At 44.4% G+C, this 14,604-nt stretch carries 13 protein-coding genes; 6 read left to right on the top strand and 7 right to left on the bottom strand.

From position 1 onward, the window contains the following. Positions 1-8: 8 nt before the first annotated feature. From BN3279_RS14860 to BN3279_RS14835, 6 genes are all read right to left on the bottom strand, one after another. Positions 9-1,343, bottom strand: coding sequence for an ABC transporter substrate-binding protein (locus tag BN3279_RS14860; protein WP_059051966.1), 1,335 nt, complete (start codon positions 1,341-1,343; stop codon positions 9-11). A 121-nt stretch (positions 1,344-1,464) separates the two neighbouring features. Next, on the bottom strand, positions 1,465-2,754 hold the full coding sequence (locus BN3279_RS14855; RefSeq protein WP_059051965.1) for a response regulator transcription factor: 1,290 nt from the start codon (positions 2,752-2,754) through the stop codon (positions 1,465-1,467). Continuing rightward, entirely contained in the window at positions 2,732-4,486 is a 1,755-nt protein-coding gene (locus BN3279_RS14850) for a sensor histidine kinase (protein WP_059051964.1), read from the bottom strand. The genes BN3279_RS14855 and BN3279_RS14850 overlap by 23 nt, the downstream gene beginning before the upstream one ends. A gap of 118 nt (positions 4,487-4,604) precedes the next feature. Beyond that, a complete protein-coding gene (locus BN3279_RS14845) occupies positions 4,605-5,453 on the bottom strand; it encodes a carbohydrate ABC transporter permease (RefSeq protein WP_059051963.1) in 849 nt (282 codons plus the stop codon). After that, positions 5,453-6,415 (bottom strand): carbohydrate ABC transporter permease, encoded by a 963-nt coding sequence (locus BN3279_RS14840; RefSeq protein ID WP_059051962.1) that lies wholly within the window; start codon positions 6,413-6,415, stop codon positions 5,453-5,455. Before BN3279_RS14840 ends, BN3279_RS14845 begins: the two co-directional genes overlap by 1 nt. Positions 6,416-6,535: 120 nt before the next feature. Further along, positions 6,536-6,916 carry a MerR family transcriptional regulator gene (locus BN3279_RS14835; protein WP_059051961.1) on the bottom strand — a complete coding sequence of 127 codons (381 nt, stop codon included), beginning with the start codon at positions 6,914-6,916 and terminating at the stop codon, positions 6,536-6,538. A 120-nt stretch (positions 6,917-7,036) separates the two neighbouring features. Between BN3279_RS14835 and BN3279_RS14830 the strand changes: the two genes are divergently transcribed. Continuing rightward, positions 7,037-7,693, top strand: coding sequence for a nitroreductase family protein (locus tag BN3279_RS14830; RefSeq protein WP_059051960.1), 657 nt, complete (start codon positions 7,037-7,039; stop codon positions 7,691-7,693). 51 nt (positions 7,694-7,744) lie between these two features. Here the strand turns inward: BN3279_RS14830 and BN3279_RS14825 are convergent, their stop codons facing one another. Then, complete coding sequence (locus BN3279_RS14825) at positions 7,745-8,317, bottom strand: TetR family transcriptional regulator (protein WP_059051959.1); 573 nt, start codon at positions 8,315-8,317, stop codon at positions 7,745-7,747. A gap of 160 nt (positions 8,318-8,477) precedes the next feature. Here BN3279_RS14825 and BN3279_RS14820 point away from each other — a divergent pair, with 160 nt between their 5' ends. The 5 genes from BN3279_RS14820 to BN3279_RS14800 all read left to right on the top strand — a co-directional run bounded on the left by BN3279_RS14820 (position 8,478) and on the right by BN3279_RS14800 (position 14,587). After that, positions 8,478-9,377: a ketopantoate reductase family protein gene (locus BN3279_RS14820; RefSeq protein ID WP_059054441.1), complete on the top strand. Its 900-nt coding sequence runs from the start codon at positions 8,478-8,480 to the stop codon at positions 9,375-9,377. Then, positions 9,377-10,363 carry an NADP-dependent oxidoreductase gene (locus BN3279_RS14815; protein ID WP_059051958.1) on the top strand — a complete coding sequence of 329 codons (987 nt, stop codon included), beginning with the start codon at positions 9,377-9,379 and terminating at the stop codon, positions 10,361-10,363. Before BN3279_RS14820 ends, BN3279_RS14815 begins: the two co-directional genes overlap by 1 nt. Positions 10,364-10,587: 224 nt before the next feature. After that, on the top strand, positions 10,588-12,591 hold the full coding sequence (locus BN3279_RS14810) for a DUF4832 domain-containing protein (protein ID WP_059051957.1): 2,004 nt from the start codon (positions 10,588-10,590) through the stop codon (positions 12,589-12,591). 470 nt (positions 12,592-13,061) lie between these two features. Then, positions 13,062-13,808 carry an ABC transporter ATP-binding protein gene (locus BN3279_RS14805; RefSeq protein WP_059051956.1) on the top strand — a complete coding sequence of 249 codons (747 nt, stop codon included), beginning with the start codon at positions 13,062-13,064 and terminating at the stop codon, positions 13,806-13,808. Further along, positions 13,805-14,587: an ABC transporter permease gene (locus tag BN3279_RS14800; protein WP_059051955.1), complete on the top strand. Its 783-nt coding sequence runs from the start codon at positions 13,805-13,807 to the stop codon at positions 14,585-14,587. The genes BN3279_RS14805 and BN3279_RS14800 overlap by 4 nt, the downstream gene beginning before the upstream one ends. Positions 14,588-14,604 lie beyond the last annotated feature (17 nt).

Here is a 14,604-nt window from a genome sequence, read left to right as displayed (position 1 = left end):
GACATTGCTTATTTTTTAGCCTCTTCAGCGTATTTGTTGCCTGTTTTGATAAGCTCCTCATAGGCTTGCTCTGGTGTGGACTGATTGTATTGAAGCTTCTCCACGATGGTCTTGTAGTCGTTCTTGAAATTCCCCCACCCCTTGGGATCATTAATAAATTTCTGAGCGTCTGGCGTGACCTTCTCCAGAAAATCCAGTGAAATCTTATCTGCATCGCTAAAAGTTGGAGTCAGAGCCTCGATTACTTTAGAGTTAATCGGTGTTCCCCGAGTAAGTCCAAGCGTCTGTCCTGCTTCCTGATCATTGACGAACCAATCAATGAATTTGACAGCTTCAGCCTGATTGGTGGATTGGGCATTTACACTCCAGAACATCCCCGGCTTCAGCCAGCCTCCTGATTCAGTACCGTAAGGCATGGAAGCATAGGCATAGGTATTGGGCTTCAAAGCTTCAATCGATCCTATTTGATTAGAGAACAAATGTCTGGCTACAGCATTACCGATAATGACATTATCCAATTGCGGGTCCAATTCCTTATCCGTGGTCGTAATATCAGCCGGAGTCAAAATTCCCTTGTCACGCATTTCCCCCATCTTGGTCATAAAGCCGATCCAGGTATCTTTATCAATGGCCAAATTTCCGCTGTCGTCAAAAATATATCCTTTGCCCATGCTGTATTGATAAGCAGTATAATCCACAAGGTCCCCACTTTGGTCAACGTATACATATTTGTCTTCGCCGAGTTTGGCTTTAGCTGCCTCGCCAAAGGCGAAGTAATCGTCCCATGTCCATCCGATTTCCGGTGCTTGCAGATCAAGCTTGTCAACAACCGTCTTGTCATACACCATGCCAAGTGCTGCGACACCTAAAGGCATCGCGTATTGTACACCTTGTACTTTACCCCCATCCAATACAGTAGCTTCTATATATTCAGAATTTACATCCTTCAGATCAGCCAGCAAGTCTCTGCCGGCATAATCATTTAAATAAGCTGCATCCATCTGGATGATGTCCGGTGCTTTCTTAGCCGAATACTGTACGGCAAGCTTATCGTAATAGCCGTCCCAACCAGAGAACTGTGTTTGGAAATTCACGTGCGGATTAAGCACCTTATATTGCTCAATAGCCTGTAAAGTAGCATCATGACGAGCCTGAGATCCCCACCAGGCAATGGTAAGGGTCACCTCTTCACCATTGCCCCCGCCGTTAGCTGCCTTGGAAGATTGATCTGACCCATCTTGTGCGGCGGTATTCACAGGACCCCCATTTCCTCCACAAGCACTTGTTACAGTCACCAGTACAATTAAAGCGGTTACAAAAAACCATTTTTTAAAATTTCCCACTGATTTTCCCCCTCTTAATTCATCATGGTAAATAACAGCTGTTTCTATGTTCGATAGTAGCATCAGGGGTATATCCCGTATAGGATAGTAATGAACAAAAAAGTTTCACTATTCACCTGAATCATTTCTTTAATAGCTCACTTGGGCTACACCCACAATATTTCTTAAATAAAGTGCTGAAATAAGGCACATTGTTGTATCCTACCATCTCTGAAATCTCATAAATCATATATTTTCCTTCTATTAAAAGACCCTTGGCCTTTTCAATTCTCACTCGAATGACATAGTTGGTAAATGTCTCACCCGTTACTTTTTTAAATAATTGATTCAAATAATTTTTAGAGATATAAAGCTGTTGAGCCAGTTGCTCCAAGGTAATATCTTCAGCATAATGCTGATGGACATATTCAACCATATATTGAACTGCCTTTCGATGTTTCTCATGAATCACGGGAGTTCTAGCCTCCACCCGTTGAACAAAATCTTGTAAAGAGGATTGCTGTTCCTCTGAGTGATTGCTTCCTTCTATAACATGCTCATATTGCTCTAATAAACAGCGCGTTGCTTCATTCGCTGACTCTTTAATGTTCTGCCAATTTGATCTCACACTACCTGCGGCATAACGAAGGGATAACCCTAGATAAGTCATAATCTGATGACCGATTAATTCTCCTATTCGGCGCGTGTCTTCCTGAATTGTCTGCTCACAAATATCGCTTGAGGCTTGAATTAACAAGGAAGCATGATTTCCAAATAACCAAACAAAGCGAAAAGAATATTCTTCCTGCTCCATAATCTCTTCTACAATATTGGTGATCGCAAAGCGGAATAAATTCCAATCCGCATTAGACAACCCACGAATGCGTTCCGTCCAGGATATTTCGGTAATTATGGCGACATGCTTACTCTGCTCCCAAAATGCCAGGTTATCAGGGAGTTGCTGAGGTTGTTCCTGACCGTTCAGTAGAGAGAGTAGCCACTCTATTTCTGATTGGCTGTTCAGCATTCGTCCATTCTCCAATCGGTCAAGATACGTTGCCTCTAACTTCTCTATAGTTGTGGTCAATACACTGGCAATTTGCTCTAGCGTGACGGGTTTAGTCAAATAATCATCCACACCTAATCTTAATGCAGTTCTTGCATACTCAAAATCGTTGTACCCACTTAAGATGACAAAGCGTCCGGCAAATCCTTCCGACTTTAGTTGCTCTATCATTTCAATTCCGTTGATATAGGGCATATAAATATCGGTAAGTACAATATCAGGTTTTATTTCTCGAATTAATTGAATACCAGCTTGTCCATCAATCGCTTCACCTGCAAATTCAGCAGCAAGCTCGCCCCAAGGGATCGCCGCCCGCAGCCCCTTGACTACTTGAAAATCATCATCAATAATTGCAATTTTCCACATCAGAATCCTCTCCTTGGGAAGTTAAAGATGTAACGATGGGCAGACGAATCACGGCCTGTGTCCCTCCATAGGAAGATGGCATTAACTGAAACCCATATTCCGCTCCGAATAAAGCTTCAATACGCTCACGAACATTACGCAATCCGTATCCTCCTCTGGCACTGCGTTGCTCATGCCAGTTGTTAGGCAACTCGCAACCGTCATCGGTAATTGTAATTTCCAGAGCTTTGTCTACCTGCTTCAACGATATCATTAGGAGCGCTTCTTTTTTCCCGTGAAACCCATGTATAAAAGCATTTTCAATGAAAGGTTGAAGAATTACTTTGGGAACATACCAATTCTTGATTTCCTCATCCACTTCAAACTGAAATTTCAACCTATCCTGCCAACGTATTCTCTGAAATGATAAATAACTTTCAATATGGGCTAATTCCTCTCTGACCATAATCAAGTGATTCGTATTAGATAGGGATAATCGAAAGAACTGACCCAGATAGGACAACATATTACTAATCTGATGCTGACCCGCTTCAATAGCCATCCAGTTAACCTGATCCAGGGAATTATATAAAAAATGTGGATTAATCATCATTTGCAGGGCTTTAATTTCAGAGACCCGCTGCCGTTCATGTTGCTGTTCCAGGGAGTCATATAGTTCGTCTATCCGCAGCGTCAGTTTCTCATAACCCTGAAATAATCTTCCAAATTCATTTTTATAGCCCGTTGGAAGCGTTGTCCTTTTGCTTAATGAAAAATTGTTCATGGCATTCAGTAACATAGCAATAGGCCTTACAAACTTGCGGGACAGAAATATGGCAAGCAGTAAGATCATGATGATGCTGACGATCCCTAAGCCTAAAATAATTTGTGTCTCCTGCAAACTTCCCTGCATAAGCTCTGTCCAGGAAGTAATCTCAACCAGGGACCATTTAGAGGACAGCGAAGATGACCAGACTAAGAGTTCGTCTCCGGTACGCTTGGACCCCGTCGAATTCATATCAATCTGATGCTTGATATCATTGCTGTTCTCTAAGAAAAAGGCTGTATCGCCTGTGCTCGTAATCAGCTTACCCGTATCATCAAATAGAGCAAGCTTGGAACGGGCATCATCAGTAGCAATAATCTCTTTGAAATTGGACATTCGCACATTAAATACCATTACAGCATTGGCTCTATTAAAGCGGTTGTAGACTTTCCGGGCGAAGCTGATGACCTGAACTTCTCCGTTATTGGATTGAATGGTTCTCCCGCTTAACCAGGTGTAGTCTGAATTGCGTAATAAATCATACCACTCTTCCTTCTCCAAACTATCAAGAGATAAGAACTGAACAAATTCCTGTAAATTGTAAGAAGGGGTAAGATCAGAATAGACATGAATAGATTGAAGTAGCGGCATGCTGAATACATAGTTATTCAATTGTCTACGGATATCAGCCTGTCCCGTCACTCGATCGTAGTTATCAACATCACCCAGCAACTCCTCATAAGTTGAGCTGAAGTTCTGTGAGGCGGTGCTTGAGCTTTGTTCAATATCTACCAAGTTGGTATTTAATTTCTTGTGTAATTCAATTAACAGCTTCTGTTGGTAATAGGACGTATTTTCTGCGATATCCCTTGAGCCATTAACGTAAGTTACCGTGATTACGATTCCCACTAGAATTGTCACGATAAGAGCAAATCCAAAGAAGAACACCACATCAATTCTTAATGATTTAAATGGATCTTTGAACAATTCATACACCTCCGGTCATCCATTCATGAGTAAGTAAAGAAAAGAAAGCTGCGAATTTTCGCAGCTAACTTTTTAATTATAAGCATAAATGATTAACCGGCCATGCTTCTCCAGACGGCTAGCCTTTAAGTGCTCCGGCAGACATGCCCTCTACAAAGTGTTTCTGCGCCAGGAAGAAAATAATGACAGAAGGCATAATAGAGACAAGAGACATAGCAAGCATCTGCCCCCATGGAACCGAGCCTTGGGAATCGATAAACAATTTCAATGCCAGGTTAATCGTATATTTCTCGATAGAGTTAATATATATCATCTGTCCGAAAAAATCGTCCCAATTCCACAAGAAAGCGTATATTCCCACAGTCACCAGTGCTGGTTTTATGAGTGGGAGCATGATTCGCCAATAAATACCGAACCAGTTACATCCGTCAATTTTTGCAGCCTCATCTAACTCTTTGGGTACGGAACGCATAAACTGAACTAGTAGATAGATAAAGAAGGGACCTCCGATGCCCCCTGCCAACAAATGGGGAATATAGAACGGAAGATACGTATTGATCCAATTCCATTGACTGAACATGACATACTGCGGAACGATCGTCACCTGAGTTGGCAGCATCAAAGTGACCAGCATAATAGCAAACCAAAGCTTGCGAAGTGGAAAATCCAATCTGGCGAAAGCAAAAGCAACCAGACTGCAAGAAACGATACTTGTGAATAACACGCCTAACACCAGTTCAAACGTATTGATGTAAAAATGGGTAAACGTAAAGTTCGGAACGGATACCCAGCCCTCGCTAAAATTAGACCAGTGCGGTACCTTGGGAAACAGACCTGCCGAGCTCATCTCTTCATTGGTTTTGAGCGAAGCCCCTAGCCACCAGAAGATAGGATACATCATAAGCAGACTGACCGCGAGAAGAGAAAAATGATTTATCAGCCGTCTGGCTGAACCGCCTACTCTCATTATTTTTTCCCTCCTTGCGTTTCATAGAATACCCAATACTTCGAGGACCAAAAGAGCACCCCGGCAAACAAACCAATCAAAATCAACAGAATCCAGGCCAATGCCGAAGCATAACCCATATGGAATTTGGTGAAGGCCTGTTCATACAAATACATGACATATACAAAGGTGGATTTAACAGGACCGCCGTTAGTGATAACAAAAGCCTGCGTGAACATTTGGAAGGTATTGATCATGGATTGCACGCAGTTAAACAAAATCATAGGGGATAGCATCGGCAAGGTTATGGAGAAGAACTGCCGAGCTTTTCCCGCTCCATCCACCGAAGAAGCCTCGTACAAATCGCCGGGAATTTGCTTAAGCCCCGCTAAGAAGATAATCATAGAAGAACCAAATTGCCATACCATTAGCAGAATTAACGTACCCAGCGCATACTTGGGATCAGCAATCCAGGAGGGACCTTTGATGCCGAAAATACCCAAGAAGTCATTGATAAAACCGTTTCGACTAAAAATGTTCTTCCACAGAATCGAAACCGCGATACTTGTTCCGATTAATGAAGGGAAATAAATCATCGTTCTGTAGAAGGAGATTCCTTTAATCTTGCGATTCAGCATCATGGCAACGCTTAGCGCGAACATCAAGCGAAGAGGCACGGTTAACAATACGAATACGATGGTTATTTTCAAAGATTTTGGGAAGATATCATCCATCGTAAAAATTTCCTTGTAGTTAGCCATTCCAATCCAATTAGGCGCTTCAAGCAACGAATAATCAGTGAACGAATAATACAATGACATAATCATCGGACCCAAAGTTAGTAGAAAGAACCCTATCAACCAAGGGGATAAGAACAAATACCCGGCAAAGGGAGCTTCCCAACTTTTAAAGCGCTTACTAAACCTAGAACGCTTTGTTGCAGGAATGCCGGTAACAGGCTGATTCACGCGAATGTTATTCATGCAGACTCTCCTATCTCACACTTATTCACCACTTGGGTTCATTATAAGTGTTGGCTTTTCTGCCTTGAAGGAGAGGAATGAATGCTTTTCTTTCACTATTTATCGATTTTTCAGGTGAACCTAGACTACCGGTTCATCATATTTTCCAAAACCACCCTCGCAAACGATATTCTTATCCAGAACTTCTCTCAGATTTTGCTTGGACTCCTCCAGCTTTCTTTGAGCTCCTTCAATCTCCGCAATTTTCGCCTGAATGACCTCAATTTGCTCAGCTTTGGTAAATTCATTCTTGGCGACCATTAATTTGACGTCATGAATGGAGAAGCCCACCTCAAGGCAGTTCTTCACAACATTTAAGTGGCGGACAATCCCCACTTCATAGTTCCGATAGTTATTTTGGTCTCTCAGTACATATTCCTCAGGGATCATGCCCATCTTCTCATAGTAACGAATTGTAGATATTGATAGGCCAACCCTTTCGGCCACTTCGCTAATTTTCATCATAAACACCTCATTTTTTCCCTATTGCTATAAAGTATACTTCATAGTTTACAATCCTGATAGTGATGACAGTTAAACCGTTAGCTGCCTCATTATTATAAATATAAAGGAGACAAGAAGATGCAAGCTCTAACTCACACTAGTCAGTTCCAACAATCCAACGATTTCAATAACATCGTCTTGGAGCGCCGTTCTGTTAAGGTTTACGATCCAGAGGTAAAAATTAGCCGGGAGGAAATGACTGAAATTCTGTCTAAAGCATCCCGTGCGCCCTCTGCAATTAACATGCAGCCCTGGCGTTTTCTCGTCATCGACAGCGCCGAAGGTAAAGAAAAGCTGGCCAAGCTAGCCTCCTTCAATCAAACGCAGGTACAGACCGCTTCTGCTTCCATTGCCATATTCTACGATGTGAACAACATTGAATATATAGATGAGATTTTCAGCAAAGCCGTGGAACTGGGATACATGCCGCAAGATATTATGGACATGCAAATGCAACAACTTAAGCCTTATTATGCAAACGTAACTGCAACCGAACTTCACAACATGAACTTGATCGACGCAAGTCTCGTATCAATGCAGTTGATGCTGGTTGCTCGTGCTCATGGTTATGATACCAATCCTATGGCTGGTTATGACAAAGAGAAGATTGCAGAAGCCTTTGGCCTCGACTCCAACCGTTTCCAGCCCGTCATGTTAATTTCCATAGGAAAAGCAGCCAAAGAGGGTTATCCTTCCTATCGTCTGCCAGTTGAGACAACTACTACTTGGGCTTAACCTGGCGTTAAATTCTGTTATGTTAGAACAAACAAGAACGGTCTGGAGTCCTCAACGGAGTCCCAGACCGTTCATTACATAAGGACGCACCAGATCTGCAAGCCTATCCACTCGATCTTTATCCTCCGCATTTAACCAATACAGCGCAGCTCCATAGATTGCCGAACCTGTCATGGCCGCCATGATCTCTAGGTAATTTCTCTCCGCTCCAGGGTAGGTATCTCCTCTCAGAAAAATATTTTCTATGGTCTGCTGTAGCATTTTCTTGATCTTCTTATCCACCAAGGTTGCCATGGAATTAGAGCTCATTCTACAGATACGGTAAAAGTCTACAATATACCCGTGCGTCGCCAAGATCAGCTGGGTGCATATCTCATCTGTAAATTCCCCTGCATTCTTCACTTGTTCAGGAATCATCTCATGGAATACCTCTTCTGTAACTTCTTCAAGCAAAGCGTATTTATCCTCAAAATGAGCATAGAATGTGGCCCGGTTAATGGTAGCATGTTGAGCAATATCCTTAATGGTAATAGCATCAAATCCTGTGCTAAACAACAAATCTCTGAACGCTTCTCTAATGAGCTGTCGTGTGCGCAACACCCTCGGATCTTCCTGATTTACCATGTTCAACCCCCTTTTTAGACATCAAATATTACATTGTGTTGCTTAAGCAACGTTCCTCTAACTCTGCTGATTGAAATCATATCCATGCCATATTATCATCTTATCAAACAGGTGTTGCTTAAACAATCTGTGACTGATTCTTTTGAAAGAAGGGTTTATGTTGAATACCAAAGCATATCGAATTCTGATATTTGGCGCCGGCGTGATTGGTAGTGTATACGCCCTCCGGTTCGCACAGTCGGGACTGGATGTCACCATCCTGGCACGGGGAAAGAGATTGCAAACGTTACAAAGGGAGGGGCTAATCTATAACGAGCACGGAACAAATAAGCAAATTCCAATTCGAACGATTGAAGCTCTTGATGATGACGACATCTATGATTTCATTTTCGTCCCTGTCAGATATGATCAGTCCGAAGCTGCTCTCTCGGCGATCCAGCATAATCGAAGCAAGAACATTGTCACCCTGACCAACACCATTGGATATGGCCCTTGGCTGGACATTATAGGCGATCGTTTGCTTCCGGGATTCCCGGGCGCCGGTGGAGATATTAAGGAAAATGTCCTATATGCTCAATTCGGATCTGAAAAACATCAAGGAACCATTTTCGGGGAAATCGATGGAAGGATGACCGAGAGAGTGAATGAACTGGCTCAACTATTTGAATCGGTGGATTTGCATTATGAAGTCCAAAAAGACATTCAGGCATTCCACATTTCGCATACGGCATTAGCCATCGTTAACAAGCATTTCTATACCGATGACGGCATGATGAGCATAGAGCAAGCAAGAAGTGAAGATATCTTAAGCAGGATTGCTAGGGATATTAAGCACAATATTCAACGGGTCGAGCAAGCTGGTATTTCGGTAATCCCACCTGAAACGAAGGCCATGGGACAATTACCGCACAACGATATTATTTCTCGTTATCGCCAGATGCTGAGCAATGACTTCATTATTGATGTCAAGCTTGGGAACCATGCGATTAGCCAAAAGGCCGAAATTCTGTTATTGGACAAGATGTTTCAAAGTACGTTCAATTTGAGAGGAGGATTATGATGAAAGCTATTGCTTTGACAAGCTTTGGAATCCCGGAAGTGCTGAAGGAACTGGAACTGCCAATTCCCTCACTCACCGATACACAGGTGCTCATCGAGATGCGTGCTTCTTCCATTAATCCGGCAGATTATTTATTTCGCAACGGCGCGATTCTCCAAAGTCCCATGGCCCACAAATTTCCGGATCAATTGCAATTGCCTTTGGTTCTTGGTAATGAAGTAGCTGGCATCGTTCAAGAAGTAGGCAGGAAAGTGACTCATTTCAAACCGGGAGATCGTGTTATGGGCATGATTCAACGAGGTTCTTATATGGACTATGTTGCGGCGGAAGAAGATCATCTTGCCGTCATCCCTGAAAATGTATCCTTTGATGAGGCAGGTGCTGCTCCCACGGTTACCCTGACAGCCTGGCAAGCACTATTCGAGCATGGTCATCTTCAACCGGAACAACGTATTCTTATTCATGCGGGGGCTGGAGGAGTGGGACATGTAGCCGTCCAGTTGGCCAAGCAACATGGAGCCTATGTTATTGCGACCGCGAGGAACTACAATCATGATTTCGTTAGAGCACTTGGTGCTGACGAGGTCATCGACTACACCAAAGTCGACTTTACGACCCAAATAACAACTCCTGTCGATATCGTATTGGATACCGCCAAGGACCCCTCCACTTTCGGCACAGGGTTACCAGGTGAGATGGGAGAGAAGAACTTCTCGGTTATCAAGGAGGGTGGAACTTATATTTCAATAGTGGCATTTGGCATCAGTCAGTATCCGAAGGTACGCAACATTCACGCCCATTTCTTCCAAGCTCAACCCAAGCGTACCGATTTCGAATTCATTGCTGACCATATGAAAAACAATAAATTAAAGATCCATATCAATGAGACATTTGCCTTCACCGCTCAGGGCCTGCTTCAAGCTTATCGCAAAAGTGAAGAAGGCCCGAAACGAGGCAAAGTTGTCATCACCAAAACCATCAAGTAAGTAAATTTGAACGATGGTTCGTCTATCCACCCATTTAATATATTTTTTTGGCGCAAATATTTATTAAAAAATGTATATTATTCCCTAAATTTTTGCGCCAAACTATATAATTCCTTCCATTTAATCAAAAATCCTGCTTGAATTATCTAAATTTTACTCTATAATCTCTAGTTAAGAGCGCAAAATCCAAAGAAAATTTGCGCCAAATTATCTGGAGGTGCTTAATGAATATCAATACCATTATTCAGAAAGACCCGTCCCACCCATCGCTAGGCAAGAGAGCCACAACGTTGCGTCTGCTGCTGGCTTTTGTGCTGGCTGTGAGCAGTCTGGTCAGTTTGGCCCCCGCAGCTTCGGCCGCAACGTTTACTCCTGCCGAACTGGACAGTCCGCTTAACAATCCATTTAAGGGCTGGGCGCCTCCCGCTACTGGCGGACCGTATGCGCAACCGCACAAGCTGGTCTATGCCGGTGTCACCTGGAAAGAACTAGAACCCACCAAAGGCGTCTTCGACTGGAACGCCATCGAAACCAAGTTCAAGTTTGATTATTGGCGGAGTCAAGGTGTGAGAGTGGTCTTCCGGCTGTTGCTGGACAATCCGACTGGCTCCGCACATCGCGACATCCCCGACTGGCTTTATAACGAAATGCTCACACAGGAAGGAACAGCCGGCACCGCTTATCAGGACAATACCGGCGGCATGGGAACCGGGAACAACACAGGCTTCTCTCCTAACTACAGCTCATCCATCCTCCTCGCCCGCCACAAAGTGTTGCTTGATGCCATTGCAGCCCGCTACTACACCCAAGATGCTCCTATTGCATTTGTCCAAATTGGCTCGCTGGGTCATTGGGGCGAGTTCCATACCTGGCCTTATGTCGGCCCTAACAATGAACAGAACTACACGGGGGCATTTCCACCCAATGCGATCTCCAATCAATTTATTCAGCACTATATTGATGCCTTCTCTAATAAATCCGACCGCATTCAGGTCATGATTCGCCGAAGCGTACAACTAGCTTCTACCCACGGACTGGGCATGTTTAATGACATGTTCGGGGACCAACCCAGCTTCGATTCGTCCTGGGGCTGGTACACTGGCACACAAAATGGCTACTGGGATGATATCGGCCAGTTGCAGCCGGCTTATGCGAATTTCTGGAACAACGCGATCTCGGCCGGGGAATTCTATGGTGGCGCAGGTGGACTGCAAGCCAGTCTGACGAGCGGCGCAGGATTTACGGAAACGATGCGTCAAGCCGAGCTTAGCAAGCCAAGTTGGTTGGGACCCAATTCCCCTGCCTCCTACGCAGTGGGTGGACCGTATCAGGCCAACATGGATACCTTGAAGAAACGCATGGGCTACCATCTTGTCGTCAAGCAAGTAACGCACAACGATTCGGCTGCCAGCGGCTCCTCGCTGTCGGTATCGCTTAGCATAGAGAACAAAGGTCTCCAGCACTTTCCGTTCAACTGGCCGGTTGAGTTGCAGATTCGCAGCGGTTCTACCGTCGTTGCCCGGACTATCACTGACATCCAGCTCAAGAACTGGAAGACGGGTACCTATGCTCACACCAACTCCATCACCATCCCGTCAAGTCTAGCAGCAGGTAACTACACCGTTGCACTAGCCATTCTCGACCCGGCAACAAATACGCCGGCCGTGGATTTTTCCAATACCGGTCGCACGACCGACGGCGCCTTCCCTGTGAGTACCATTAATGTCACGTCAGGCACCGGTGGCGGTGGTGGCGGCACTTCAATCGTTGTGGATGGCTCCGCCTCCGATTGGAGCGCTATCCCCGCTCTAGCTTCCGGAAGTTCATCCGTCGCCACACTGAAAGGAACACGAGTAGATTCCAATCTTTATCTGCTGGTGCAAGGGAGTGGCTTGACCGATTCCGGGGCGTTCTATATTAATGCAGATAACAACACCGCAACTGGCTACAATGCAACAGGCTGGCCAAACAGCGGTGCGGATTATTTGCTGGAAAACAATACGCTCTATGCATACACCGGTACGGGAAATAGCTGGTCCTGGAACCAGGTAGCAACACTTGGAACCAGTCAGTATGCCAAGAATGCCTCCGTAGTTGAAATTGGCCTGCCGCTGTCGGCAATTGGCGTAAGCTCAGGGCAAACTATCCGGGTGGGTTATATCCTCGCCGGTTCGGTCGCAGAACGGCTACCGGGAGAGAGCGGCACTTTGCCCGCGCTTGAACTATAACCAAGCAAGATAGGCAACAACCTTGAATGTGTTTTGACGTTTAGTTTGCTCCGCATTGAGGTATAACCTTGCCTGTGCTTTGATAACAATAGATAAGGTGAAGTGCTCCCTGTCAAGTAGACAGTGAATAAAACAAAAAAGCGATTGGACATATCCCTCAGTTTAAATGAAAAACTGGGGGAGTTTTTCATGTGTTTCTGTCGCTTTCACGTACCTTGGACGCTTCCTAAGAATTACGGCTTGGAGTCTAAGCGCACCCATAATCCGATAATATCGCTTTTTGTTGTAAATCCCTCACTTTCCTATGCTCCAGTCATAATGCGAATTCGAATCCTGCCTAAGACATTTTCCTCCTTGCTCACTCTTCTCACTCTTATCTACATACTTTATCAAAACTTTATTTTAGCTATGGCACAACTTTATTTTCGTTTGATACATTGTGAGCCAATCCCAACCTAGGAGGCAAACTCATGACAGAAAAAGTACAGACCCCCGTCCTTGAGCTAAAAGGACTCACAAAGATAATTCGCCACAAAACCCTTGTAAATGATTTGAGCTTCAGCTTGAACCAAGGGGACATTTATGGTTTTCTGGGACCAAATGGTTCAGGAAAAACGACTACCCTGCGCATGATTACCCATTTAATCTTTCCCACCTCAGGAGACATCTTTATCCATGGTCATTCGGTTACAAGGGACTATCGCAGAGCCCTGTCCGTCGTAGGAAGTATTATTGAAAATCCCTCATTCTATCTCAATCTGACGGCGATACAGAACCTCAAATTAAGTGCCAGCTTAGCCGACACACCCGTCGGAAGCTCAAGAATCAATGAAGTCCTGGAGATTGTAGGCTTGGCAGATGCCAAACAGGATAAAGTAAAAACCTATTCGCTTGGCATGAAGCAACGACTTGGTCTCGCCAATGCCCTGTTATGCCACCCTGCTATCATTATACTGGATGAGCCTACCAATGGTGTTGACCCTGCCGGGCTTCGGGAGATGAAGGCTTTGATCAAGCGCCTGGCTCAACAGGAGCACATTACCTTTCTCATTTCCAGTCATATGCTGCGTGAAATGCAGGACCTCTGTAACAAAGTAACCATTATACAAAAAGGCAAGCTGGTGGAGACAGGACGGGTTCATGAGCTTCTCGCCAGCTATCAAGTAGATAACCTGGAGGATTTGTTTTTTGCCTGTGTAGAGGGGGATCAGCTATGAGAAGGATCGGTGTTCTGGTTCAATTTGAAATAAAAAAGATGCTGTTCTCCCAAAGCACCGCTATTTACACGGGAATCTATTTGATTAACTTTATCATCTCTGCCATCTTCTTCAACATCATGGGAAGTGACGGAACTGTACTCACAGCAGGCAATGCGCAGTCATTTCCTATTCAGCATTTGCAGGCCAGCTTCCTGTTCACCGGAATCTTTGTAGCTATCTATGTCGGGCAGATTATTTCCCAGGAGCGAGCACAAGGAACCCTGAAGCTGATCCTGACTCGCGCTACCTCCCGACTTGAATACTTTATAAGCAAGGTCGTGTCTATCCTTTTGTTTTCCGTATTTGTAACTCTGATGATGATTGCTTTAGGCTATGGGGTAGGTATGCTGTTCTTTGGGTGGGGAGACACCCTTAGCTTCTTCTCTGTAACAACATCTGGCCTTCCGGGAGTAGGCCTTACGCTATTAAGCGGACTTGCCTTCGCGTTCTCCTATTTTGCCTTCGGGATGATCGCGATGGTGGTGTCCATGCTTTCAAGCCAGTTTCTCATCAACACCACCATGATTGGAATCGCTCTTATGATGGGACAATACTTTGAATTACTCCCCTCCATCAAGCAATATACGATTTTTCATCAGATGCTGTTTTTTCATATCAATATATTTGAACAGCCGTTTGACTACAACCTGCTGAGCTTTTTTATTCTGCTGGCGTATTGCGCAATTTGTGTTCTGCTGGGTTACCAACTTCTAAGAAAGAAAGACCTGTATGTCTGATATCGGGAGGATAAATT

This window comes from Paenibacillus senegalimassiliensis (assembly GCF_001486585.1).
GTDB lineage: Bacteria > Bacillota > Bacilli > Paenibacillales > Paenibacillaceae > Fontibacillus > Fontibacillus senegalimassiliensis.
This window is presented reverse-complemented; position numbering and strand designations above follow the sequence as displayed.